This is a genomic window from Bdellovibrio sp. GT3, assembly GCF_037996765.1.
Lineage (GTDB): Bacteria > Bdellovibrionota > Bdellovibrionia > Bdellovibrionales > Bdellovibrionaceae > Bdellovibrio.
Window position 1 is genome coordinate 1,400,720 of the sequence record NZ_JBBNAD010000005.1, and the last position, 24,923, is coordinate 1,425,642.

Consider the following 24,923-nt stretch of genomic DNA (forward strand, 5'->3'; position numbering starts at 1 on the left):
CTATCCTTCCTGGATGTTATAATCGCTGATCTTTTTATAAAGATTCGATCTTGAAACCTGAAGAAGCTGTGCGGCCTCTTCGATGTTAGTTGTTTGTTTCATCGCTGTGCGTATCACATGGGCCTCAAAGTCATCAACCAATGTATTCAGGCCTTTTGTGAAATCAATCACAGTATACGAGGGGGCTTTTGCAGGAGTGGCGGCAGGCGTTAACCACTTGTTGACATCTTCTGCACGAATAAAAGGCAAAGGAGATGTCAGACTCAATTGTTCGCACACGCGCTTTAGTTCACGCACATTTCCGGGCCAGTTGTATTTCTTCAAAGCTTCCAGTCCATCTTCCGTGAACTGTTTGTTGCGACGAGGTCTTTCCATGGACAGAAAATGCTGAGCCAGCTCATCAATGTCATCCAGGCGATCGCGCAAAGGTGGCAAGTTAACCCTTTGTGAAGCCAGACGGAACAAAAGGTCTTCACGGAATTCACCGGCCGCCACCATTTTGTCCAACGGTTTGTTGGAGGCAACCAGGATGCGGGTCTTCACGATGATGGATTCTTTCGCACCCACTTTGCGTACTTCGCCACTTTCCAGAAATCTTAAAAGCTTTGCTTGTTGAGTCAGTGGCAGCGCTTCGATTTCATCCAGAAACAAGTCTCCGCCGTTGGCGGCTTCAGCCAGACCGATTTTATTTTGGTCAGCACCGGTGAAGGCCCCTTTAACATGGCCGAAGATTTCAGATTCAAATAAATGTTCAGGGATGGATGCCAGATTGACGGCAATAAAAGGGCGCTCGCCCTCTTGCTCATGCAGCAGGCGGGCGACGACTTCTTTACCGCAACCTGTTTCACCTTCGATCAGAACGGGTTTGCTTTCGCCACGCAACTCGGCCAGGCGTTTTTTGATCGTCTGGGATTCATTGGACTGACCGACCCAGCGGGTGCTGCCCCGGTCTGAGTTCGGATCAAAGGTGCGCAAATCCCACAACGCCTCAATTTTTTCGATCACCATGGTGATCTCTTCCGGCATCAAGGGTTTCGCAAGAAAGCGCTGGGCACCGGCCTTTAGGCAAGACTCCATAAGTTCGCGGCTCAGATCCCCGGACATGGCAACAACCTCAAGCTGAGGGTTGTGTTTCATAAGTTTTTCAATGACCTTGGGACCGATGGCAGGTTTTCCTGTTTCCAAATGCATATCCACGAAAGCGGCATGATAGAAACGCTCAAACTGAACGGCTTCCAGTTTTTGCGCCGAGAACACCTTCCAGTAAGAAGGCAGGCTCATCTTCAAGGACTGATGAATCAGGTTGTCGTCGTCAACGATGAGTAGAGAAAAAGCTCGAGTTTTTGCCATATAGATAAGCATGGCTCGGCGAAAGTCCTTTGACCACCCTTAATGCCCTTGGTCAGTAGTGACGAGTGTCAAGTTTTGCCTCTAAAATAAGGGGATGCATCCACGACTGTGTCGTGATGCTATTAGGGGGCATTCAATGAGTGAGCTGAAGATACTTTTGACTGAAAACATCCACGCTGTTGCCAAGGAAAAACTTGCTGAAGAAGGCTTCAAGGTGGATTTGCTGGCTCACTCTCCCTCAGAAGAGGAACTGCTTCAGATTTTGCCCAATTATCAGATTCTGGGCATTCGCTCAAAAACCGAAATCACCCGAAAAGTTTTAGAAGCCAACAAACATCTTTTGACGATCGGTTGCTTTTGCATCGGTACGAATCAGGTTGATTTGAAAAATGCGCGCAAGTGGGGCGTGCCGGTATTCAATGCTCCTCACTCCAATACACGTTCAGTCGCTGAGCTGGTGATTGCTGAAATGATTTCCTTGTCCCGTCAGCTGGGCGATCGCAATACTCAGGCGCATCAGGGTGGTTGGGTTAAATCCGCAGAAGGGGCCCACGAGGTCCGCGGCAAAACTTTGGGAATCGTCGGATATGGCCATATCGGCAGCCAGGTCAGTGTGCTGGCGGAGTCCATGGGTTTGAAGGTGATTTTCTATGATATCGTGAAAAAATTGCCATTGGGGAATGCCGTCGGCAAGGGCACGCTAAAGGAGCTATTGGCGGAAGCTGATTTTGTGACTCTGCATGTTCCTGAAACCGCAGAAACCAAGGATATGATGTCAAAGAATGAACTGATGGCGATGAAAAAAGGGGCCCACCTTATTAACGCCAGTCGCGGGACAGTAGTGGTTATTGAAGATCTGGTGGAGGCGTTAAAATCCAAGCATATCGCTGGGTGTGCCATCGACGTTTTCCCTGAAGAGCCTGCGTCCAACAAGGTTAAGTTTATTTCTCCTTTGCAGGGAATCGCGAACGTGATTCTGACCCCGCATATCGGGGGCAGCACTGAGGAGGCGCAATATGCCATCGGTTTGGAGGTTGCTGAAAGCTTCCGTCGCTACTTGCGAATTGGTTCCTCATCAGGGGCGGTGAATTTTCCAAACGTGGACTTGCCGGTTAAGCAGGGCACGTCGCGCCTATTGAATGTCCATCGCAATGAGCCCGGGGTTTTGGGCGAGATCAATGGAATTATTTCCAAAGCCGGCGCCAATATCGAAGGGCAATATCTGTCGACGGACCCGGAGATCGGCTACCTGGTCATGGACGTCCATGCGACCCAAGTGCAGACTTTAGCTGAACAAATAGGCAAGCTGGAGCGCTCAATCCGAACTCGAGTCGTTTACTAAAGTTTTCGATGCTTACAACTCTAACATTTTTGCATGTGGGGTTGTGGATTTCGGGCAACTCGTGGTACACCCGGACCCTCTTTAATAACTTCCGGGGGTTTCAGTGAAATCTGTTTTGATCGCTTTGTCATTTGCCGCTGCAGTTCCAGCGTTTGCTTTTAATGTTCCTGCTTATGAAGGCTATGGCCAAGACGAAGCTACTACTGATTACGTTTCTTGGTGCGACAAAAACAACGTGATGATGGTTCAAAACGATCAAATCATTCCGATTGCAAACTGCACAGAGCAAAACCTTACATGCCGCACTGTTAGACTTTTCCGCGGCAACAGCTACTTGGTAACTGCAAGCTGCAGATAGTTTCAAATTTCAAAATTGAAAATAGATTAAAGGCTCTGAGAATCAGGGCCTTTTTTTTATCTATAGTACTTCCAATCCAATAAGTTGTATTTGCGAAGAATTCGGTCCAATTGACCGCTGGATCGGGCCGTCTCCATCCACGCGTTAAGCAGGTCTTGAAGCTCAACAGGATTCTTGTTCTCGGGCGCTACTACCAGACTGAGGCTGTTGAAGCCGGTCAAAGAGGTGGGTTGCAATTCCAGATTCAGATGTTGCCGACGAAGCAGTGTGTAGCGCAAAACATTGTAATCACCCAATGCCAGGTCCACACGTCGTTCAATAATGGTTTTTATCATTCTGTCAGCCACATCGTGCCCTTCTATTTTCGTGGATTTTTTAAACTCGGCAGGGTTCAGCTTCAATTCGGTTTCCTGTCCAAGTCTGGCAAAGGCAATCCGCATGTCCGTCAATGAATCCTTATCGACCACTCTCATGCGTACACCAGGGGTGAAGAGTGCCCCGGTGAATGAGATTCCCAGCTTCGGACCGACAGCTTGAAAATCTGGCTCATATCGCACAAGGTAGCTGGGCAATATGATGTAGTCGACGGACTTTGCCAATAAAGCTTTGGGAAGTTCGGCGTCGGTTAAACTGACAATTTGAATTTTGATATCACTTTCCTTTGCGACACTGGTCAAAATATCGTGCAGATATCCGGTCCAGCTTTTTGGACCTTTTTCGCAAAGATAAGGACAATTGGGGGAGATCCCAATTTTTATTGCCGGAAGTCTTTCCCGCTCCTTGGTGTTCAGGGGCTTTGCTTCGCTGGAGGGCATTCTGAAGTCTGAGGAATGAGGTGATACGGTAGGAGTGCCGAGCCAGCCATTAAAGCCGCTGAGACTTTTGACCGTGACTGGATAGGTTGGAATCAGGACGCGGGCATTGACGGGCTTTTCCTCGAAGTGGTTTATCACCTGACGAGCGGTTTCGCGGCCGATTTCAGCGCAGTATTGTGAAGAGTCGATCACGGTAAGCCGTTTGCGACGAATGTTTTCAATGGCCTTGGGATCTCCGTCAACGGACGCGTGCAAAATTTCTTTGCGACCCTTGCTCCAAAGAGTGTCTGCTATCGTAATTCCCGCGCCATCGTTCACTGTGAAAATCACATCGACGCTGTTTTTTTTGGGAAAGTCCCGCAAAATTTCCTGGGCCGCAACTTTGCCGGAATCAGGAGTGATCGCTTCATAGCGTTTAAGCACTGTGAACTTACGCCTTTTTGAGCGAAGAGCATCAAAGAAACCATCAACACGATTTATGACAGCGGACACTCGCAGGTACTCCACCAGAACAATTCTAATTTCCTCCTCTTTGGGGATCAGGGAGGCGATGTAGATTCCATTGTCCCAGCCCGCTTGATAATTATCACTTGTGATATAGGAGGTCAGATTTCCCAAGAGTATGTATTGATCAAAACTGAAGACGGGAATCTTTGCGGCGTTCGCCTCCTGCAATGCTTTGCTGGCCGTCGCGAGATCGGGAGGCTGAATAATCATGGCATCGGGTTTTTTGGGGAAAGCTTCTTCCAGTTGGTTGATTTGATTTAGAATTCCTTCTCGTCCATCGCCGGCGACATAAGGGACGAGTTCAATTTTTAATTCCGAAGCTGAGGTGTTGTGCTTGTCAATCTCCTGCTCGAGCCCTGCTCTCATTGCAACTTGGGCTTCGATTTTGTCACTCCAATAGAAGACATGGACCTTGACGGTTCTTCCCCAGGCTGGGGAAGCGATCAGAATGAGAGTTGCGCAAAAGCTGATGAACTTCATAGATGAAATTATATAGTTCTTAACATTTTTGGTAACGGTCCAATCGAATAGATCACGAATTCCTGTTGATTTGCATATGAGTTTGGGAATGTGAGACCACTTTGATTTTTGTAAAAAAATTGTTAAACATCGCTGTTTCATTTTGAGAAAATCAATTAAGGCCCGCTCGTTATTCACCGATAAAATATCATCATTTTTGGGGTCGTATCGGTGATGAAGTTACTTCGAGCAGCTATTTTAAATACTGTGTTAATTGCCAGTACCAGCGGATGTACGTTGGAGCTGGCTGTTCAGGATTTGAGTTCGGGTTCGATGGGTGAGCTCGAAAGCATTTCCATCGATAGCACCGTCACTATTTCCGGTGTTAAGTACACTGATAATATCGCACCTTCTTTAACTTTTTCCGTGGCAACTCTGACTCCCGCACAAATGAAAATCAGCGACAATGCCAACTGTACGGGAGGATCTTGGGTGGCTTATGCGTCAACGCTGGGCTCTCACTCACTGACGGCAGGGGATGGAACAAAGGATTTGTCGGTGCAATTCAAAAGCTCCGCAGGGGATGTCACCTCCTGCGTGAATACCCAGGTTGTGTTGGACACCTCTGTACCGACGGGTGCCTCCATCGCCATCGCTGCGGATTACGTGGATGGTTCGTCTGTTAACTTTGTCAAAAACTCAAGTCCGACATTTACTCTGAGTGCCAGCGATCCGACTCTTTATCAGATGCAGTTTTCAAATACGGCAAACTGTTCGACAGGTTCATACGAGGACTTTTCGTCCAGCAAATCCTGGGCACTTTCTGCGGGTGAAGGTGCAAAAAGCATTTCAGTGAAGTTTCGTGATCGGTTCAATCATGATTCCAGCTGTGTGTCAGTGGATGCTGTTTTGGATTCAACTTCAAGCGTGACACCTGTTGTGGAGTTGGCTTTTGGCGCAGACGGCGTGGGCTCGATGACCTACACTCCGAAAGTGTATGTTAAAAATTTGGCGGCGAACGAGGCTGCGGATGCGACGCACGCCGGTTTTTTGGATTACCAGGGCCGCATTGTAAGAGTCAGTGACGGTCAGGCGGCTCAAGCCTGGAGTACTTTGGGAAGCGGTGGAACCCTACAAGCGACAGGACTGACACTTGTTGACGGTGTCAACTATCGCTGGGAAATCCAGTCACGAGATAGAGCCGGTAATACTTCGGCGTCCGTGTCGGTCACTTGGACCGCAACGGTGACTCCTGCTTATTTACTTTCCCTTCAAAACAGAACTCCCTCCACGGAGTTTGAAAGTTCCGCGTTCACGGTCAGCGGTATTCATGGAACTTTGAATGTGACTGTTGATAATGGCGCCAAAGTTTGTGCAACACCTTGTGCTGATTGGAGTGCTGCCGGCACCTCGCTATCAGTATCTTCCGGTGCATCGTTCACTTTGAAAATGAATTCACCGGCAGCGGGTGCGCGCACCTCAAATCTGATCGTGGGTTCCTTTGCAACCACCTGGAAAATTTCAACTGGTGAATTGTGTCCGGCAAACTACGTTTTGATCCCTGGTGAAAACGGCACTCTACAGAATGAATTCTGTGTAGCCAAGTACGAGATGAAGATCGCAGGTGATGATGATGGCTATCAAACGTACAATCCAGCTTTTATAGCTGATTCCCGACCTACAGGCACTTCCTGGCGCGATATCAACCTGACTCAAATGACCACCCACTGTCAGGCTTTGGGTGCAGGTTTTGATTTGCCGACAAATTCCCAATGGAATGTCATTGCCCGAAACATCGCTGGCGTTGCCGGCAATTGGAGCACTGGCGCCGTGGGCTCAGGTCAATTGAATCAGGGGAATCGCAGCAGCAGTGATCAGGAGCCCGCAGATGCGAACGATAACTATGCCTGCGCCAATCTTCCGGGGTTTTCTTATCCGGCAGACACCGCGACATGTTCCGATTCCGTCTGGCATAACTTTAAACGAACGCACAAGCTGTCGAATGGCTCTGTGTTGTGGGATTTTTCAGGCGGTTCCTGGGAGGGCGTTAAATACTCTTATCCCGATACATTTACGGGGACCAATGACCTTGTCGCCAACTACACTGACAGTAACTATTTTAAAATCCTGGCGGGAGCGTTGGGCTTCACTTGTCTAGGTCCTGCAGGTGGTAATGAGTTCTGTGGATTTGGTAAAGCATGGGTGAATGATTCCCGACCAGCAAGTGCATTGTTTCGTGGTGGCAGTGCCAGCAACGGGCAACAGGCGGGTGTCTTTGCCATTGACCTCGACTATGATTCAACACACTCCGACGGGGGACATGGTTTTAGATGCATTTCTCCGTTAGTTAACTAGCCCTGCTGCAAAACATGCATCGCACGCGGTTCCCCAAGTTTATAATGTGTCCATGCAGGCATGGATCATTCTGTGTATACTATTTTTTGCTTCTGTAAGCGCAGACGCGACTGCTGTGGAAGAACCGTGTGCCCGGAATTTTGAAGTGGGTGTTGCTGACTATGCTCCGGTTTTCATGCGCGAAAAAGGCAAACGTTTGGGTATTGGGCTTGATATTTCCAAGGAGCTGAGTCGTCGGACAGGTTGCAACTATTCGGTGACCGAATACACTCGTCCAGCGGCATTATCCCGGATGCGCCAGGGACGGATGGATTTGTTTCTGTTGGCAGGTTCACAGCATGAATTTGAAGGCATCGGAACTTTTGTAGTGTTGTCAGATGCGGAACGCTCGCTCACTTACTTAAATTCACTCAACAAAAGTTATTTAAATATCGAGAGCTTTCTTGCCGACAAAAAAATGCGAGTGGGTGTGATGATTGGATCTCATTCGACTTGGACGCCGGAAGAATTGGCTGTCTTAAATGCAGAAGGCCGTGCTGTCGGGGCTCCAAATCCAGAGGGTCTGTTTAAAATGTTAAAGGCGGGACGCGTTCAGGCGGTTCTGTTTCCCACGGCGACAACACTATACTATCTCAACAGATTAAAAATGACTTCGCTCGTAACAAGATTGCCTGATACCAAAACCAACAGTCCGGTGGGCTATGTTTATTCCCAAAGACGTTTGACGCCCAAAGAAGTTGAAATGCTCACGAAGCATTTGGAAGCGATGAGGGTGGATGGAACTCTTAAGAGAATATTTGATCATTACTACGAATCAAACTCTCCAGTTCTGCGGATTAAGTGAAATAATTTCCATTTAACCGAAGTACCACTGAGCGTGTCCCATCCATAGGAGGGGCCAATGCTCACAGCGAAATGGATTTCGCTCATTGTCGTGTTCAACCTATTCAGCTTACAAGGATGGGCAGCTGGATACGGCAGCCTAAACCAATCGGAGAAATTAGTAACGCGAAAGAATCCTTTGAAAGGCCTCAGCCTGGTGATGCCTTCTTTTGTGGTGCATGGGGTTTCTCCGGGGCCCAACGCTTCGACTTACATGCCTCGCAAAGTCGATGGGAAAGGGGCCACTGTGATCACGCCTGGGGTGGGATTGGAATATGTGGCGGAAAGCGGGCTGACCCTGCTCGCGGCCTTTGTGAAGGATTGTTATGACAATCCAGCAGGAGCCTTGCAGATCGGGGAGACATTCAAGGTTTCGGACCGCACGCAATGGGGGCTGACGTTTGGGGTGTACGCAAGGCAGACGCCGAAGACCTGTGACACGTACTTTGACGGAAGACGCGAGGTAACTGAGTGTTATGAGATCGACGGGTATCGAATGAAGTTTATGACCAGTCTTGGTGGTCATTCAGTTGATATCTTACCGATGCCGTTTTTGCACTTTACGACGGCTTTGTATAAATCCCGGGATTTTAGAGTGGATTTTAAAGTGATGAGCAATTTCGTTCTGAACGAGTTTGGCCTGGCGATACCGTTTTAATAAAAAAGCCACTCATTTTAGGAGTGGCTTTTTGCTTTAGAGCACTTTTCCTGGATTCATGATGTTGTCAGGATCAAATACTTTTTTGATTCCCTTCATCAGATCAATTTCCGCATTGGAGCGGGTGTAGTTCAGGAAGGACTTCTTAGTCAACCCGACACCATGCTCGGCACTGATCGAACCTTGATACTTTTTAACCGCATCAAAAACCATCACATCGACTTTGCGGCATTCCTGAACAAATTCCTCTTTGCTCATACCTTGAGGTCGCAAAATGTTGATATGCAGATTTCCGTCGCCGATATGGCCAAACCAAACAACTTCCCAGTTGGGATATGCACCGGACAGCACTTTTTCAAGGTCTGCCATAAATGGCGGAACTCTGGAAATAGCCACAGAGATATCATTTTTGTACGGGGAGTATTTCGCCAGGGATTCAGAGATGTCCTCGCGGTATCTCCAGAATGTCGTCGCTTGCGTGTCTGATTGGGAAATAACACCATCAACCACCCAGCCGTCTTCAGCACATTGGCCAAAGACTTCCAGTGCCTTTTCTTCGTCGGCCTCAGAGCGAATTTCCACTTCTGCCAGAACATAGAACGAAGCTTGAGTTTCAAGCGGCATTGGCAAGCCTGTGTTTTCCAAAACTTTTGCCAGTGCCTTATCTGAAAACATCTCAAAAGCCACCAGGGACGTTTGAGTTTTGAATTTTCCAAAGATTTTCATCACAGCTTCAAGGCCGCTAACCGCCATTACCAGAACCTTCATAGGCGGGGGAGCTGGTGCCAGACGAATTGTCGCTTCCGTGATAAATCCCAAAGTCCCTTCGGCGCCGATGAACAGATGGCGCAGATCATAGCCTGTCGCATTTTTTACCAGTCCGTTGTTAAGCTCCAGAATTTCCCCGGTGCCGGTGACGACTTTCAAGCCTGCCACCCAGTCACGAGTCAGCCCGTAGCGAACGACTTTGATACCGCCGGCATTGGTGGAGATGTTTCCGCCCATCTGGGAGGAACCGGTCGCTGCGAAATCCACCGGATAGAAAAGATTTTTCGAGTGCGCGAACTCCTGCAGAGTTTCCGTCACCACTCCGGCTTCAATGATCACGGTCTGATCAATCGAGCTGAAGTCTTTGATTTTGTTCATCTGATCAAAAGAAACAACGACTTCACCCTGAGTCGCAACAGCCGCCCCGGAAAGTCCGGTGCGACCTCCTGATGGAACCAGAGCGATTTTGTTTTTACGTGCCCATTTTACCAGGGCGGAGACTTGTTCAGTCGTGTGTGGGAAAACAATAGCCGAAGCTTTGATGTCGAAATAGGTTGTCCAGTCTTTGCCCCAGTACTTTAAGCTTTCCTCGTCGGTTTTGATCTGGTCTTTTTTTAGAAAACTATCAAGCTCGAGGAGAGTCGCTGGTGCCATGGTGATATCCTATTCCTGGTCGTGAACGGGCCGGTAAAAATCTTTCAGTGTTCTTATTCTAAAGAAAGCATAGATGGGACACAAGCCCCAAGCAGCGGTGAACAGACCGTAAATACCGATGTAAGTCCAGAAGGGACCCCCAGCGATGGCGTAAGCGGTCAGTCCTACGCCAAGGATGAATCTAAGAGTGCGGTCCCAAGTGGCGACATTGCATCTCATTTTACTTTAGAAGTTCCTGTAGCTCACCAGATTGGTACATTTCCATCATGATGTCAGAACCGCCAACAAGTTGGTGATTCACGTACAACTGAGGGATCGTCGGCCAGTTGCCGTATTCTTTGATACCAGAACGGATCTCTTCGTCATCAAGCACATTCACGTCTTGAAACTGAACGCCGATGTCCTGAAGAATTGCGCAGGCACGTGCAGAGAAACCGCACATTGGAAATTGTTGAGTGCCTTTCATGAAAAGCACCACTTTGTTCGATTTAACGATACCGTCGATTTTTTGTAGAGTTGGAGACATAAAATTCCTCGTTTTAAATACTTATCTTAAACTATTTTGGTTTTAATGGAGAGTGCGTGGACTTCACCGGTTTTAAGTTCTGGTCCAAAGCAAGCCATCACTTGTTGATGTTGCTGGATTCGAGTCAGGCCCGCGAATTTGGAGCTTTCCACGTATACTTCCCAATGATCCTGAGTTCCTGTTAGATCGAAAATTTCGATTTTACAGTTTGGGTAAGTTTCTTCTAGGCGTTGTTTCATTTGCTCTTGAGTCATGGGGGCAACCTACCAGAGTGCCCACTTTATGTCCAGAGGCGGCAGTGGGCGGGCGGAACCTTGTTTTAACGTGTCGCGACAGTGTAGGATGTGCCTATGTTTGGACACTCTTTACGACTGATTAAGATCTTTGCTCTGATTCTGCTTTTGATGGTGTTTTACGCCCTGGCGCGGGCGGAGTTTTTGATCTGGAATTGGAACTTATTTCACTCCAAATCGGGAGCCGACATCCTATGGGCGTTCTTTGTGGGGATGCGTTTTGACCTCTCGGCAGCATTTTGTGGGGTGGCTCCGATCCTTTTACTTAGCTTTTTCCCTTGGCCTGGCAAATGGAACTCTGTTTGGGAGAAGGTCACTTGGGGCTTGTTCTGCCTGGTAAACGTACCCTTTTTGATCCTGAATCTGGTGGATACCGAGTTTATCAATTTCGTGGGCCGCCGCTTCACCTACGACACTATTTTTATTTTGAATGAGGCCCAGGGCAAAATGCTGAACTTTGTCGGCAGCTACTGGCTGTTGTTTTTGATCAACACGGTGATTGTCGCAGCGTTGATGGTTTCATCCTGGTTCCTGCTGCGCAGACCTTTTGGAAAAACTCACTGGCAGGGCAGTTTCAAAGCCTGGGGAGCGCATGGCCTTATGTGTTTTCTGGCTTTGGCTTTGGCGGTATTTGGTATTCGCGGGGGCTTTCAAAGAAAGCCTATTAACTTTGTAAATGCCAATGTTTTCACAGCGCCGCTCTTGAACAATCTGGTGCTGAATTCGACTTTCACGTTTATCAAAAGCTACGGGGCCAACGACATTAAGCATGAAAAGTATTTCGCGGATAAGAACGAGATGCTGGCGTTGCTGAATGGTTCCTTTGTCGGCAGCAGTCTGAAAGGGCAGCGCCCGTCGGCACCGCAAAATGTGATGATCATCATGTTGGAAAGCTTTGGCTCTGAATACTTTGGTACGGTCGATGGTGTGACTCGCACTCCGTTCCTGGATTCGTTGATGAAAAAGTCATTGGTGTTTGAAAATGCCTACGCCAATGGACGCCGCTCCATTGAGGGGATTGCGGCGATCATGGGAGGAATTCCCGCGCTGATGAGTGAACCTTTTATTTCGTCGCACTTTACCGCGAATTACTTTCTGGGACTGGGAACACTGCTGGCGGATAAAAAGTACTCCACCAGCTTTTTTCATGGCGGGCATAACGGAACGATGTACTTTGATTCCTTCATGCAGAGTGCTGGTATCGAGAAATATTACGGAGCCAGCGAATACGGGAACTCCAAGGACGATGACGGCGTCTGGGGAATTTGGGATGAACCTTTCCTGCAGTGGATGCTGAAAGAGGTTAATGGCTTTAAGCAGCCGTTTTTGACGTCGGTTTTTACCCTTAGCTCCCATCAGCCGTTCAAAGTTCCAGCCCAGTATCAGGACGTGTTTAAAGAAGGATCATTGCCGATTTTAAAAACTATCGCTTATACGGATATGTCCTTGGAAAAGTTTTTTGCCGAGGCTGCAAAGCAACCATGGTTTAAGAATACTTTGTTTGTTATCACGGCAGATCATACTTCAATCCACTACCGTCCGGAGTATACGAATGAAGTCGGGGACTATATGGTTCCGATTTTCTTCTATCATCCAGAGTTTAAATTTCCGAAAGTGGATTCCAAGATGGTGGTGCAACACATAGATATTCTGCCGACCATTTTGGACTTTTTGGAAATTCCGCAGAAGGAAGAGAATTACATGGGGAGCTCTATCTTCGTGGATGGCGATAAGGTGGCTGTGGTGTTTAACGACGGAATCTATCAGTTGTTTGCCAAGGATTATCGTATTCGTTGGGCCCTGGGACAAGCGGAGCCTGTGATGTTTGCGATTGAGGATCGGGCAGGGGAAACCCCGTTGACTGAGCCCGCGGCACGCAAAGCTGTCTTGTTAAATAAAATGAAGGCACAGATTCAGTATTTTAACGAAGGTATGTGGGATAATAAACTCTACTATCCTAACCCAGGTCGATAAAAAAAAGCCGGTTTTAACCGGCTTTTTTGTAGGCAGAGCGCTGCATTTCCACAATGGCGCTCATGATGGCAAATTCGCTGGAATTTGCCAGGTGATTGAACTCAAGTCCGATCACCATGTCATCTCCGTGAACGCGCAGATTCTTGACGAATCCCTGAACCGGAATCGGTTCGCGCTCCTCCAAAAAGATAACAGCTTCCACACGGTCATCCAGACGCAATGTCGGCATTTCCGCTGTCAGCAAAATCGCGCAGCCTTCTGTGGAGACGTCAATCAGACGGCAAGTTGTGTTTGATTGTTGTAAATTCAAAGTTGCGATCAAACAGTCCGCTTGAAATCCTGAAGGCAGGGTGTAGCGGAAGTTCTTTCTTCTTTGCAGGTGAAACAGATCCTTCAGGGACAGGTTCAGTCCGCCTTCGAAAGGCAGGGCCGTGGCTTCGAACATGTACTTCTCGTTGTTCACACGGAAATAGCAAGTCAGGACACTTTTCAGGCCAAACTTCAGTTTGGATCCATCGGTCATCACGCATTGAATCTGATTCTTGTCATTGATGGAAACCGCATTCACATGCTCTTTTTCATCATCATCACCTTTGATCAGGATTTCGCCTTCAATAGCCACAAGAGTTTCCAGAAGGAATCTTTTGTGAACTTCATTGTTGATGGTTTTGAATATAGTCAATGGTCCCATGATTAAGCCGCGCTGACCAGTTTATGGCCACACTCTCCGCAGAATTTGGCGCCAGCCACGACTTCAGAGTTACACTGAGGGCATTGTGGGCCATTGGTTTTCTTTTTCGGTTTCTCTTCTTTTTCGTTGATGTCGACGTAACCGCGCTCATTCCATTTATCGATCTCGCGAAGCATCTTCCAGCTTTGCAACATCGAACGGAACTCTTTGATTTCAAATTGCAGTAACACGCCCGTACCAACTGTACGACGCTTCATAAAGATCCCTTTGCCCTCTAGACGGGTGAAGTGATCGTTGTTCAAGGCAAAGCCAAGTTCATTGGTGCAGTACTCGGAAAACTTTGCGAATTCGATACTGGTGATACCAAAACGGTCGACTTCAGGAGTATCGCCTGTGACTTTCAAAAGACCGTCCAAAAGATTCAGACAGACTTCGTCCACGCGTAAAAGCTCGGACTTTCCGGCACCTTTAAAATAGTAGTATTGGAAGAACTCAAAGAAAGCTTCAACCAGATTCAAATCCAGGAAGTGGACTTTTTGAATCTCGTCAGCGCCCTCTGGATTGTCGACGGGTTTGCCCATCTCGTACAAAGCCAGTTTTTGTTTCACCAGAATGTTGATAATCTGCTCGACACGCTTTGGACTCTCGCCCATCACACGTTGAGAGTATTGCTTCATCATCTGCCATTCGATTACCACGCGACCAGGCAAAGTCGTTTTATCGCCTTTGTGATTTGCTGTGTGGAAGACCGCGCCGAAAGCTTTCGCGACCTGATCCTCAGGACATGGGGAGGAGTCTTTTTCAAGTTTCGAGGAGCGAACTTCATTCACGCCCATGCGCAGACGCTCTGCCAGTGACTTGATGATCACTTTCAGCATTTGTGGAGCGCCTTCGTAAGTTTGTTTCAATGTATCAACAGGAATTTCAAGTACCTTGGTTTCAGCTGTGGCGACAGCTGCTGTCGGGTGAGTTTGCGCTCCCAGAATGACCTGATCTCCCAGGAAATGAGACGGTCCCAACTGAAAGAATTCAACGTTCTTTTTACCACGAATCAGACACTGAGAAGCGCCACCTGACTGAATCAGGTAAACAGAGGTGATTTTATCGCCATCCTTGAAGATGACTTCGCCTTTTTTAAAGGTTTTTACGGACATAACTCACTCCTCAAAATAAGAATTCTCAGAAAAGTTATCGGCTAAAAAGCTCGTAAAATTGAGGTTTTAAGGGGTGTCCAAGGTCCAGATTCTAAACCTGGAAGCTGGACCATAAGGCTGAAAACCGGGGGTGAAAGAGCGTAAAAACCCACTAAAAAGGCAGAAATTTTATAGGATCCACCCCTAAAAACGCCCTAAAAAATGGAGGTGAGTTGCTGGAATTCAGGGTTTCGGCTATAAAAGCTCCCATGGAATACTACTTTAGCGCAGCCCCTGAGGCTCACCAAAAAAAGGAAAAAGCGAAAGCTCGCGAGCTTCGTCAAAGCCAATGGTGGCGCCAGGAACTGGGCAAGGGAGTTTGCTATCACTGCGGAGTGAAGTTTAAGTCTGCAGAGCTAACCATGGATCATTTGATTCCCATCGCTCGCGGCGGTAAATCCACCAAGAACAACTGCGTTCCATCCTGCAAAGACTGCAACAGCAAAAAGGGTCATAAGACCCGTGCAGAGATGGCATTGGAAGAGCTGAAAATCACTAAGGATGAAAATACTGAGGAATAGGATTCTTATTCCGATTCACAACAATAGTTAATACCGCCTCGTACGAATCTGCTTTAAACACCGGAATGAACCACTTTGTTTCCGCATTATAAATCAGGCGTTCCAAGCTGTCTTTTTCTATGATTCTGATAGGGTTAAGGCCGGTTTCTTTGCGAACTGGATTCTGCGATTGGAAAAATTCTGCCGCGGCGAGAATGATTTTCTCCTGTTCGTCACCTGGGCGCTCATAAAGATGGTGCCATTGACGGCAACACAGGTCTTCAAATGTATAGCTGCTGATTTCCAGAATATTCAAAGAACGGAAGAGATGCATCCCTGTGCGATTGTAGATCTCAATGAAATGGTCATTTTCGATGAGATCCAGATCTTCAGGGCGAGCGTTATAACCGGCCGAATTCAGGAATGTTTCAACCTGAGCGCGGGTGTCGGTCATGGGCAGATGTTTTTCCTTCATATGAACACAAGCCAAGACATAGGTTTTCACACGGGAGATCACATCCACTTGTTCGTCCTGACTAAGACGATTGAAGTGAATGAGGTTGGGGTCAGCGTAAGGGCGAATAATAATCCCCTCACCCTCAACCAATTGGGCGAATGATTCAGCGAGTTCTTTGAACGTCGCTGTTAAAGTTTCTTGGTGTTTCATACCGTCCTGAAATCATAAAACGTACTGCGCAGGAAGACTAACTAATGTTCTTAAGGCCGGTTATGTATTCAAGCAAGGAAAGTAAAGGTGGATTACCTCACATTAAAAATTGTGCCGCGCGACGTTGAGCCTTTGGTCTTGATTTAACCAACTGCGTTAGGAATAAGCTATCAAAGTCATTGTATTAAAATTCGTTAACATCGTTATAAGGACTAAGCGACTGTGAGCAAAATTACCAAAAGTAGTACAGCTGAATATTTTGCTAAGAACCTTCAGCAAGTCGGGTTCTCGTCTCCATTGAAAGCCGTTTTGACGACTTTGAAAGAAGCCGTAGATAACTCATTAGATGCCTGTGAATCATCGGGCATTTTGCCGGATCTGTTAGTAGAAATTTCCAAAGTGGGCAGTGGTTCCACTAAAAATACTGATTTAATTCGCATCGTTGTTGAAGACAACGGTCCCGGAATCGAAGGCGAGGATCTTGCCAAGGTTTACGGGGAATATCTGGCATCTTCCAAGTTCGGCCGCGGGCAATGTTCCCGTGGACAACAAGGTATTGGTATCTCTGCAGCCACCACATGGGCGCAGATGACTAACGCTCGCGGTGTGAGTGTTGTTTCCAAGACCAAAAAGATGCGTAAAGCGATTTCGGCGCAAGTCGATGTCGACATCAAATCCAATACAGGTGTAGTGAAAAACAAAGAAACGATCGATTGGGATCGTGATCACGGAACTCGTGTTGAATTCATCCTTGATGGACGTATTCAATTGAACGGTGACGGTGGTATTTTGACTTATATCGAGGGCACAATCCTTGTGAATCCTCATATGACAATTACTTACAAACTGAACGAAGGCGACTTCGTTACTGTGACTCGTGTAAGTTCCGAAGTTCCGCAAGTTCCAGAGGCCTCTTTACCGCATCCTCATACGTTCAAATTGGGTGAGTTTATCACTCATGCGACGTTGTTCGGTAAAGTGACGCTATCCAAGTTCTTGAAAACTGGTTTCTCACGTATTAGCGATCAATCGATCAAAGACTTCACTAAGAATGGTCTTCCAAAGAACCTTTTGGAAAAGCCAATCACGTCTTTGACTGAAGAAGACTTTAAAAAGGTCTTCCAGGCGGTTCAAAATACAGATTTGATGGCGCCTTCAACGAAGTCTGTTTTGACTGTCGGTGAGGAAGCACTTTCCAAATCCATCACTCGCTTGGGTGAGATCGACTTTTTTGCAGTTGTGACTCGTAAACCAACAATTTGTGACTTTAAACCTGTGGTGGTTGAAGTTGCGTTGGCACGTTTCAAAGACCGCAATCAACAAAACGATTCTCCGGTAACACTTCTTCGTTTCGCCAACCGCGTTCCACTTCAGTTCGACAAATCTGGATGTGCGATCACTTGGGCGATCGAATCTGTAAACTGGAAAACTTATGGCTTGGGTCAACCTAAAGACTCTTTGCCACTAGGTCCTTATATCTTCGCGATTTCTATCGTTTCTCCGTTCATCAAATTTAAAAATGCCTCGAAAGAAACTATCGATGCATCTGAAGAGTTGGTGGCAGAGATTCGCCTGGCATTGATCCAGGCAGGTCAAAAACTATCCCGTCACATCAAAAAAGAAGTGAAGGAAGCTGATCTAGAGAGAAAATTGGCTCACATCGAGCAATTTGGTCCGATCCTTGTTGAAGGATTGGCGCGAATCATTAATGCACCTGAATCTCGTAAGAAAAAAGCTGAAGAAGGTTTGAAAAAACTTTTGGGCCGCGATTCTGAAGAGGCGATTGCAGACTTGGAAGCAGCAGAATCCAAACTTTTGGCGCAAAAACAGCGTGAAAAGAAAAAAGGTATCGATCATGGTGACGAAGAGGAAATCGATGTGATTTCTGCTGAAGACATTCATGAAGAAGCTGAGGCACAAGGTACTAAAAAATCTACGACGAAAAAAGCCGTTGGCACTCAAAAAGCCGTAGGTACGACTAAGAAAACGACTGGGAAAAAAGCGTAATGGCAAAATTACTTAGCGTTCGCGAATTAAAAATTGATATTCCAAAAGAGGCCCGCATCTTGGCTGACAAGATGTTGAAGGACCTTGAACAGTCTAAACGCCCGGTTTTAGAGGCGGTTAAGACATCACTGGACAACTCGTTGTACAACGCCAAGGTGGGTTACCTAACTCCCGGGGATAAAGTTGTTCGTACTGAGTTGAACGTTTCTTCCGTGCAAAAACTGGCGCGTGTGGTTTTCGTTTTGGAAATTCTTTTGAACAACTTGGAAATTGGCTCTGTAAATACAAAGCGTGAGCTTTATTACATGTGCAAAGGTTTGATCAAAGGGAACTCTCGTTTGAAGCCGTTGGATTTCGATGACCAATCTGAATCAGATTCTATCATCGATTTCATCGGCGACATGCTTGAAGTGTACCGTGAAGAATTGAACTGCTTCGCCAATGACCGTGGTGGACAAACTTATTCTCAACAATTGGTTGTGACTGAAACTTTGAACGATGGTGATAAAGCCGTTGTCGATCTTTCAACTTTGGGTACATCTCCATTCCAACCGAAAAATAAACCGCAATCTTTGAAGTTGAAGGCGAAAAAGAAAATCGACTTCTGCTTGATCGTTGAGTCCGAAGGTACGGCGAATACGCTTGTATCCATGGGTTTCACGAAACGTAACAACTGTATCGTCATGGGTGCCCAAGGGGTTCCATCGAATGGTGTTCGTGGTTGGTCAAAATTGATTCAAGACGAACTTGATGTTCCGATGTACTTCTTCGGAGATCTCGATGCGTACACAATGCAAAATATCTTCCGTACTTTGAAAGCGGGTTCTGCGGCATCTTTGATCCGTAACTCTAATTTCTCTGCACCGAATGTTAGATTCCTGGGTGTATTGCCTGAAGACGTGAAAAAATATGATCTTCCTCACTACAAAGTGAAGGAATCTGATCCAGCGGAAGCCCGCGCTTTGAAAAAAGCCAAGGATGCGTTGGAAAACGATCCGTTCTTCTTGGATAAAAAGAACAAAAACTTGGCAGACATCCTGCGCTGGTTGATCAAAGAAAAGATTCGTTGCGAGCAACAATCTTACTTCTCGGTCGACCCGAAGGATCCGATCAAGACAGAGAAATTGATCCTCGAAAAAATCAAACGCGGTTCTTACGTTTAATCGCGAAAAGGCAACCCCCAGGGTTGCCTTTTTTATTGTCCAAAATCAGTCCTTGGAGTTGGTTGTATATGAAAAAGATTTTGATCGTAGCGATGTTGTTGCTTGGCGCATGTGCCGGCAAACAAGAGAAAAAGGAACTTAAAAGTCCTTTGGAAGTTTTAAATGGCAAAGTCTATGGTGTGCGTGAAGACTCCACCATGCCGACGATTCCTGCGACTGGAACTAAAAATCAAATCACGCGGGTTCGGGGAGCACTGATGTTGGGCGAAGGCGTTTCAGCAACTCCATTGAAGCACACCAAGGTTAGAATGTTGGATGATGATGGGGTCACCGTTGGCGAAGCCACTTCGGACCTCCAGGGGAAGTTCAGGTTCTCTGATATCTATTTCAACGGGCACTATACTGTCGAAATTACCTCGCCTAAATACAAAGGTGCCACGCGAATTTACATCAACAGCTATGATCAGGAAGTCGTCGTCGTCGCCACACCTTTGTGACGCGCTATTGCTACCAAAAGTATGTCCGTACCTTAAGATGGGATCCATGAAGAAGTTGGGTATTGTACTTACGGGTTTGGTTTTAGCAGCGCTTTTTATCGGGGCTTGTGCCCACGATGACAATGACAAACCTAAGGATCTTGCTTCGGATCAATTTGAAGTTTCCGCGCAAGGCGGGGATGATCGCATGATCCGCAACGGTGGGCCGGTCGTTGAAGTCATCAATATCTCGGGCACGTTGAAAGTAAAAGGCGTGCATCAAAAATATATGAGTGGTTTGACAGTTCATCTGATTGATCGTGATGCGACGATCTTTGCGCGCGCACGCACGAACTCTGAAGGCGGATTTCAGTTGGTGGGTCAAATCCCGTATGGATTTTATTTGGTCAAAGTAGTCGACAAACGATTCAAAGGCCAACTGCCGATTCAATACCACGGGGTGGATCTGCGTAACCTTGTCGTTCCCGTTCAGCCAATTATTAGATAGCTTCACGCGTTTTTGATTTTTAGAGTGCTGCGTTCGTAGTGTGAACATAATGTGTCTGGAGACTCGTTTTAGGGATTAGAAGCTTTGGCTTCTGACTATGACCGATGTGGACTAAAGGGCAGATTGCTTTGAGTGCGCTTTATATCGCCTAGTTTGAATGGCATCATAAGATATGAAAAAATTTGTTTAGTTTCGTTCATTGTTTTATCGTTTGCTATTGAGCCAAGAAACTAAGCTTAGAAAGCTCATCCAGGCAGATATGCCACTTGCACTTTTAGCAAAACATAAAGAGTTGTGCCAAGACGGAAGAGTTAAAACATCTTCCGACTATATGAATAAATTAGATTCCACTTGCCATAAAGCTTGTAAAAACTATGCAGACTGTCTTAATCAGTGTGCGAAAATATCTGACGACCAACTTCTATTTTTAGATGGCGTTTCTGCAGGTAAACAAAACTGCTACGCTAAATCATCGACGAAGGCAGCTCCCAAAGCGGGTGGAGTACAATAACTGGTTTCCCATCCAAAACCTGATTGGAAAGGCGCAGACTAATTGATCTGTGCCTTTTTTTTTGGATTAACGACGCGCTGACGGCGGTTGTTCGTTCGGGCCGTAAGTGATGCCCTGGAAGTTTTTGCACAGGTACAGCCAGAATGTGCGCGCATGAACGCCATGACGGAACGTCATCAGCTTGTCGCGGGTACATCCGTCGAACTTCGCATACTCCATTGGATCCTTGTCGTACTTTTCAGTCGTCACAATCAAGGCATCCTGACCTTCCATGTTTTTCATTTCTTCCACGGACTGCATGACAGTGTAGTTGCTGACTGTGGAGTTCAGCATATAGATCTTCGCCTTAGTGCCCCAGGTTGTCTGTGCTGTGGTTTCATAGCGAAGGGCTGCCAGGAACGGACGGTGTCCTGTCTCGGCGTGGATTTCACGTTGACGACGATTTGCAAACTCGCCCAGTTCTTCCCAGCCGGTAAACTCATTGGAAGGATCGTAGGTGGTTTCCCATTTTGCATTCGGTGCGAAAAACTTAAAGGCCTTCGGAATCCATGGGTATGCAAACGGAGTGTAAGTGATCAAAGCCAACGGAATAAAGAATCCCAAAATCCCGTAAGTGAAAACCTTGCTTCGGGCTTTCACGATTTGCTTTTGCCCCCACTTCAAACCTTGGGACCAGATGTAGCCGGCACCCATAAGTAGCAGAGTGTAAGCGGCTCCTGACCAATGCGGTTTGTAATCAGCAAAGAATGGCTGCGGATAAAACACCGCAATAGATGGCACCGTCAAACAGAATAGAAATCTCCAGCGGGCTTCCTTGCGTTTAAGCAGCGAAGTGATAAACGCCAAAGCAATCATCACGTACAAGAACGGCGTGCAGAACAAAAGTTGCGCTGCAAACCAGCCGCCCCAGCGTCCTGGTTTGAAAGTTTCTCCACTGTGACGATCATGGAATTGATAACGGAATCCCGGCCAGTCGTGAATATGGTTCCACCAGAAAATCGGTGTGCACAAGACTGTAGCAATCAGGAAGCCCACCCACGGCCACGGCGTCAGCAAATCTTTGCGACGGTTTGGAGTCGCCAATAGGTAAAGACCAAATCCCGGAGCCAAGAGTGCGATGATGAATTTCGAATTTAAGCCCAAGCCCATCAAAACGCCCAGCCATAGCCAGGTTTTTTTAACGGACCATTGGTGTTTGTCTTCGCGAACGCCTTGCCAGAACACGTAAGCCGCTGCCACCCAGCACAATGCGAAGACAGGCTCAGGGGAGGCCACGTATCCGCCAAAACCCCAGAAGGGTGACCACAACATCACAAAGCCGACAAAGATCGCAGCCCATTGGTCAAAAAGTTGTTTCGTTAGTTTATACAAAAGTACAATCATCGCCGTGAAGCAAAGGAAGCCCGGCAGTCGAACGCCCAGTTGATTGTCGCCAAAAATCGAGGTCGTAATCGCCTCCAGCCATGCAATCATGCCCGGGTGATCAAAGTAAGAAAGTTGCAGATCTTTGGCCCATGACCAATGGTAAGCCTCATCATCGATCAGCCCGATATTCAAACTGAAAAAGGCGCGAAATAAAAGAGTCAGGATGAAAAGAATCAGGACTTTTTGATCAAGGGATCTTTGCTTCCAATATTCAGCAATCACAGGGGTTTCTCCAGTTTTACGGAAGTCATTTTTGGTATGTCTCTGTCGTAGCCCTTAGGTCCCGGTGTGGCAATAATTCCTCTCGATGGAGCTGCGTGTAAAGTGCTATGTTGGTAAAATGATTACAAAGCTATCGTTGCTCCTGATTTGCATAGGAGTCCTTGTGGGTTGCGCAGGGCCATTTAAATATCACGATCCGAAAATTCCTCATCGCGGAAAAGATGGGTTCCTGAACAACTATGATAACTCACCCAAGGAAAGCGTGCTGAAGTGGTACTGGGAACGATGGACCACCAGTTTCCCCGAGGATGATCCAGCGGGGGCCCCCACAGTTACTGCGGACATGAATGCGATAAACCATCCTGCGGGCCTGACCATCACTTGGTTGGGACATTCCGCTATGCTGGTACAATTGGATGGTATGAATATTCTGACGGATCCCTCCCTGTCTGAGCGGGTTTCGCCATTTAGTTTCATTGGACCCAAACGTTATGGAAAACTGCCGATCGAAATAGAACATCTGCCGGCCATTGATGTTGTGGTGATTTCTCATAACCACTATGACCATTTGGATCTGCCCAGTTTGCGAAAGCTGAATATGCTTAATCAGGGCAAAACGCGCTTTCTGGTGCCCTTGGGCAACAAAGAGTTATTGGCCAAAGAGGGAATCATTAACGTTGCAGAGTATGACTGGTGGACCGGGGAAAAGGTGGGGGCGGTGCAGTTCACCTTTGCGCCGGCTCAGCATTGGACCACGCGCACGCGCTTTGATCTGAATCAGACCCTGTGGGGTGGCTGGATGATCAAAGGTGCAACCCGCCAGGTTTATTTTGTCGGGGATACCGGTTATTCGCCGGATTTTCGTGACATCCGTCAGCGCCTAGGTGCGGTGGACGTTGCTCTTATACCAATTGGTGCCTATGCTCCTCGCTGGTTCATGCAAAAGCAACATAATGATCCGGCCGAGGCTGTGCTGATTCACCAGGATCTGGGAGCACAGTTTTCATTGCCGATACACTGGGGCACTTTCAAACTCAGTGACGAGCCGATGTCTGAACCACCGGTTAAACTGAAGGAGGCTTTGCAAAGTGCAAAGCTGCCATCGACAGTTTTTCCAGTGCTCAACAGGGGCGAGACTTTTTCATTTGAAAAAGCCAGCAAACAAGGGAAGTAGACAATGAGTCAGTTCAGAATTGAAAACGATCTATTAGGCGACAAGCAGGTTCCGGCGGAGGCCTACTACGGTATCCACACACTGCGCGCGATGGAGAACTTTGAAATTTCTGGTTTCAAAATCGGGCAGGATGAGTTGTTCGTTCGTGCCTTGGCGCTGGTAAAAAAAGCCACAGCTATGGCGAATGGGGAATTGGGTACAATTCCTAAAGATGTTTCCAAAACAATTGTCGAAGCCTGTGAAGTGATTTTAAAAGATCCCCGCAAATGGGGCGCTCAGTTTCCTTCAGATATTTTTCAAGGTGGCGCCGGTACGTCGGTGAACATGAATGCCAATGAAGTTATTGCCAATATCGCACTGGAACTTCGCGGTCTGAAAAAAGGCGAATACAAAGTCATTCATCCGAATGATCACGTCAATAAATGCCAATCCACAAACGATGCCTATCCTACCGCCTTCCGTGTGGCGCTCTATGAGCACTTGAGCGTGGTCGTGAAAGCCGTGGATGTGCTGGCAGAGTCCTTTGATAAAAAAGGCAAAGAGTTTTCGAAGGTTCTGAAGATGGGACGAACTCAGCTGCAGGACGCGGTTCCCATGTCCCTGGGACAGGAATTCAACGCCTTTGCAACATTGTTGAAAGAAGACAGCCGTCTGCTTAAGACCGTGCAAAAACTTATTTTGGAAGTGAACCTGGGTGCGACTGCGATCGGTACCGGTGTCAATGCTCCAGAGGGTTACTCCGCATTGGCAGTAAAAAAACTGGCGGAGGTGACGGGCTATCCATTTGTGATTTCCGAAGACCTGATCGAAGCGACGAGTGATTGTGGTGCCTATGTCATTATTTCGGCGGCGTTGAAACGCACAGCCGTAAAGCTTTCCAAAATCTGCAATGACCTGCGTTTGCTAAGTTCCGGTCCGCGCGCAGGATTGAAAGAAATCAATCTGCCAGAGCTTCAGGCGGGCTCTTCAATCATGCCGGCAAAAGTGAATCCGGTGATTCCTGAAGTGGTGAATCAAGTGGCTTTCAAAGTTATCGGCAATGATTTGACGGTGACCTTGGCGGCAGAGGCGGGACAACTGCAGTTGAACGTGATGGAACCGGTTATCGCCTCCAGCCTGTTTGAGTCCATCAATCTGATGACTCAGGCTTGTTACACTCTGAAAAACAAATGTGTCGACGGAATCACAGCCAATGTGGATCGCTGTCGCGACTACGTGATGAACTCCATCGGCATTGTGACTTATCTGGATCCTATCATCGGTCATGCAGAAGGTGACTTGATTGGGAAGATCTGCGCTCAGACGGGCAAGAGTGTTGCGGAAGTTGCCTTGGAACGTGGCGTGGTCACTCAGGCACAGTTGGATGAAATCTTTTCGAATGAGAATCTGCTAAACCCAAAATATCTGGGTAAGAAGCATTAAAAAAAGGCCCATCCTAGGCCCTT

24 protein-coding genes are annotated in these 24,923 nt (G+C 47.3%); 14 read left to right on the top strand and 10 right to left on the bottom strand.

The window, feature by feature from the left end; translation table 11 throughout:
• A complete protein-coding gene (locus tag AAAA73_RS14265; protein WP_340599142.1) occupies window positions 1-1,350 on the bottom strand; it encodes a sigma-54-dependent transcriptional regulator in 1,350 nt (449 codons plus the stop codon).
• A 136-nt stretch (window positions 1,351-1,486) separates the two neighbouring features.
• On the opposite strand from AAAA73_RS14265, the gene serA reads away from it, so the two are divergent.
• The gene (serA, locus tag AAAA73_RS14270) at window positions 1,487-2,692 is read left to right on the top strand and encodes a phosphoglycerate dehydrogenase (RefSeq protein WP_340599143.1); all 1,206 of its coding nucleotides are present in this window, start codon (window positions 1,487-1,489) and stop codon (window positions 2,690-2,692) included.
• 103 nt (window positions 2,693-2,795) lie between these two features.
• Window positions 2,796-3,050 (top strand): hypothetical protein, encoded by a 255-nt coding sequence (locus tag AAAA73_RS14275; protein ID WP_340599144.1) that lies wholly within the window; start codon window positions 2,796-2,798, stop codon window positions 3,048-3,050.
• 56 nt (window positions 3,051-3,106) lie between these two features.
• On the opposite strand, the gene AAAA73_RS14280 is transcribed toward AAAA73_RS14275, so the two are convergent.
• Entirely contained in the window at window positions 3,107-4,852 is a 1,746-nt protein-coding gene (locus AAAA73_RS14280) for a substrate-binding domain-containing protein (RefSeq protein WP_340599145.1), read from the bottom strand.
• A 210-nt stretch (window positions 4,853-5,062) separates the two neighbouring features.
• Between AAAA73_RS14280 and AAAA73_RS14285 the strand changes: the two genes are divergently transcribed.
• Genes AAAA73_RS14285 through AAAA73_RS14295 form a run of 3 tightly spaced genes read left to right on the top strand, consistent with a single transcriptional unit; the run spans window position 5,063 to window position 8,726 of the window.
• The gene (locus AAAA73_RS14285; RefSeq protein WP_340599146.1) at window positions 5,063-7,186 is read left to right on the top strand and encodes a hypothetical protein; all 2,124 of its coding nucleotides are present in this window, start codon (window positions 5,063-5,065) and stop codon (window positions 7,184-7,186) included.
• A 52-nt stretch (window positions 7,187-7,238) separates the two neighbouring features.
• Window positions 7,239-8,030 (top strand): substrate-binding periplasmic protein, encoded by a 792-nt coding sequence (locus AAAA73_RS14290; protein WP_340599147.1) that lies wholly within the window; start codon window positions 7,239-7,241, stop codon window positions 8,028-8,030.
• Between the two features lie 57 nt (window positions 8,031-8,087).
• Window positions 8,088-8,726 carry a hypothetical protein gene (locus AAAA73_RS14295; protein WP_340599148.1) on the top strand — a complete coding sequence of 213 codons (639 nt, stop codon included), beginning with the start codon at window positions 8,088-8,090 and terminating at the stop codon, window positions 8,724-8,726.
• A gap of 36 nt (window positions 8,727-8,762) precedes the next feature.
• Here AAAA73_RS14295 and AAAA73_RS14300 read toward each other — a convergent pair whose 3' ends face one another.
• Genes AAAA73_RS14300 through AAAA73_RS14315 form a run of 4 tightly spaced genes read right to left on the bottom strand, consistent with a single transcriptional unit; the run spans window position 8,763 to window position 10,913 of the window.
• Window positions 8,763-10,148 carry an FAD-binding oxidoreductase gene (locus tag AAAA73_RS14300; protein ID WP_340599149.1) on the bottom strand — a complete coding sequence of 462 codons (1,386 nt, stop codon included), beginning with the start codon at window positions 10,146-10,148 and terminating at the stop codon, window positions 8,763-8,765.
• A gap of 9 nt (window positions 10,149-10,157) precedes the next feature.
• Window positions 10,158-10,367: a YgaP family membrane protein gene (locus tag AAAA73_RS14305; protein ID WP_340599150.1), complete on the bottom strand. Its 210-nt coding sequence runs from the start codon at window positions 10,365-10,367 to the stop codon at window positions 10,158-10,160.
• A gap of 1 nt (window position 10,368) precedes the next feature.
• A complete protein-coding gene (grxD, locus tag AAAA73_RS14310; protein WP_340599151.1) occupies window positions 10,369-10,674 on the bottom strand; it encodes a Grx4 family monothiol glutaredoxin in 306 nt (101 codons plus the stop codon).
• 26 nt (window positions 10,675-10,700) lie between these two features.
• Window positions 10,701-10,913, bottom strand: a complete 213-nt coding sequence (locus tag AAAA73_RS14315) for a BolA/IbaG family iron-sulfur metabolism protein (protein WP_340599152.1) — start codon at window positions 10,911-10,913, stop codon at window positions 10,701-10,703.
• 111 nt (window positions 10,914-11,024) lie between these two features.
• Here AAAA73_RS14315 and AAAA73_RS14320 point away from each other — a divergent pair, with 111 nt between their 5' ends.
• Window positions 11,025-12,941, top strand: a complete 1,917-nt coding sequence (locus AAAA73_RS14320) for an LTA synthase family protein (RefSeq protein WP_340599153.1) — start codon at window positions 11,025-11,027, stop codon at window positions 12,939-12,941.
• A gap of 13 nt (window positions 12,942-12,954) precedes the next feature.
• On the opposite strand, the gene AAAA73_RS14325 is transcribed toward AAAA73_RS14320, so the two are convergent.
• Both AAAA73_RS14325 and AAAA73_RS14330 read right to left on the bottom strand, forming a co-directional pair.
• On the bottom strand, window positions 12,955-13,632 hold the full coding sequence (locus AAAA73_RS14325) for a PilZ domain-containing protein (protein WP_340599154.1): 678 nt from the start codon (window positions 13,630-13,632) through the stop codon (window positions 12,955-12,957).
• A 2-nt stretch (window positions 13,633-13,634) separates the two neighbouring features.
• On the bottom strand, window positions 13,635-14,786 hold the full coding sequence (locus AAAA73_RS14330; RefSeq protein WP_340599155.1) for a cyclic nucleotide-binding domain-containing protein: 1,152 nt from the start codon (window positions 14,784-14,786) through the stop codon (window positions 13,635-13,637).
• A gap of 248 nt (window positions 14,787-15,034) precedes the next feature.
• Between AAAA73_RS14330 and AAAA73_RS14335 the strand changes: the two genes are divergently transcribed.
• Complete coding sequence (locus tag AAAA73_RS14335) at window positions 15,035-15,346, top strand: HNH endonuclease (protein WP_340599156.1); 312 nt, start codon at window positions 15,035-15,037, stop codon at window positions 15,344-15,346.
• Here the strand turns inward: AAAA73_RS14335 and AAAA73_RS14340 are convergent.
• Window positions 15,321-15,992, bottom strand: a complete 672-nt coding sequence (locus AAAA73_RS14340; protein WP_340599157.1) for a hypothetical protein — start codon at window positions 15,990-15,992, stop codon at window positions 15,321-15,323. The genes AAAA73_RS14335 and AAAA73_RS14340 overlap by 26 nt on opposite strands.
• 222 nt (window positions 15,993-16,214) lie before the next feature.
• On the opposite strand from AAAA73_RS14340, the gene AAAA73_RS14345 reads away from it, so the two are divergent.
• From AAAA73_RS14345 to AAAA73_RS14365, 5 genes are all read left to right on the top strand, one after another.
• Window positions 16,215-17,999 (top strand): DNA topoisomerase VI subunit B, encoded by a 1,785-nt coding sequence (locus tag AAAA73_RS14345; protein ID WP_340599158.1) that lies wholly within the window; start codon window positions 16,215-16,217, stop codon window positions 17,997-17,999.
• Window positions 17,999-19,162: a DNA topoisomerase VI gene (locus AAAA73_RS14350; RefSeq protein WP_340599159.1), complete on the top strand. Its 1,164-nt coding sequence runs from the start codon at window positions 17,999-18,001 to the stop codon at window positions 19,160-19,162. The genes AAAA73_RS14345 and AAAA73_RS14350 overlap by 1 nt, the downstream gene beginning before the upstream one ends.
• Before the next feature lie 68 nt (window positions 19,163-19,230).
• Window positions 19,231-19,659, top strand: a complete 429-nt coding sequence (locus tag AAAA73_RS14355; RefSeq protein ID WP_340599160.1) for a carboxypeptidase-like regulatory domain-containing protein — start codon at window positions 19,231-19,233, stop codon at window positions 19,657-19,659.
• Window positions 19,660-19,705: 46 nt separating this feature from the next.
• On the top strand, window positions 19,706-20,146 hold the full coding sequence (locus AAAA73_RS14360; RefSeq protein ID WP_340599161.1) for a hypothetical protein: 441 nt from the start codon (window positions 19,706-19,708) through the stop codon (window positions 20,144-20,146).
• A gap of 217 nt (window positions 20,147-20,363) precedes the next feature.
• The gene (locus tag AAAA73_RS14365; RefSeq protein WP_340599162.1) at window positions 20,364-20,657 is read left to right on the top strand and encodes a hypothetical protein; all 294 of its coding nucleotides are present in this window, start codon (window positions 20,364-20,366) and stop codon (window positions 20,655-20,657) included.
• A gap of 66 nt (window positions 20,658-20,723) precedes the next feature.
• On the opposite strand, the gene AAAA73_RS14370 is transcribed toward AAAA73_RS14365, so the two are convergent.
• Window positions 20,724-22,304: an ArnT family glycosyltransferase gene (locus tag AAAA73_RS14370; RefSeq protein WP_340599163.1), complete on the bottom strand. Its 1,581-nt coding sequence runs from the start codon at window positions 22,302-22,304 to the stop codon at window positions 20,724-20,726.
• A gap of 118 nt (window positions 22,305-22,422) precedes the next feature.
• Between AAAA73_RS14370 and AAAA73_RS14375 the strand changes: the two genes are divergently transcribed.
• Together AAAA73_RS14375 and aspA are read left to right on the top strand one after the other, a co-directional pair.
• Window positions 22,423-23,478 carry an MBL fold metallo-hydrolase gene (locus AAAA73_RS14375; protein WP_340599164.1) on the top strand — a complete coding sequence of 352 codons (1,056 nt, stop codon included), beginning with the start codon at window positions 22,423-22,425 and terminating at the stop codon, window positions 23,476-23,478.
• A 3-nt stretch (window positions 23,479-23,481) separates the two neighbouring features.
• Window positions 23,482-24,900 carry an aspartate ammonia-lyase gene (aspA, locus tag AAAA73_RS14380; protein WP_340599165.1) on the top strand — a complete coding sequence of 473 codons (1,419 nt, stop codon included), beginning with the start codon at window positions 23,482-23,484 and terminating at the stop codon, window positions 24,898-24,900.
• Window positions 24,901-24,923: the final 23 nt, after the last annotated feature.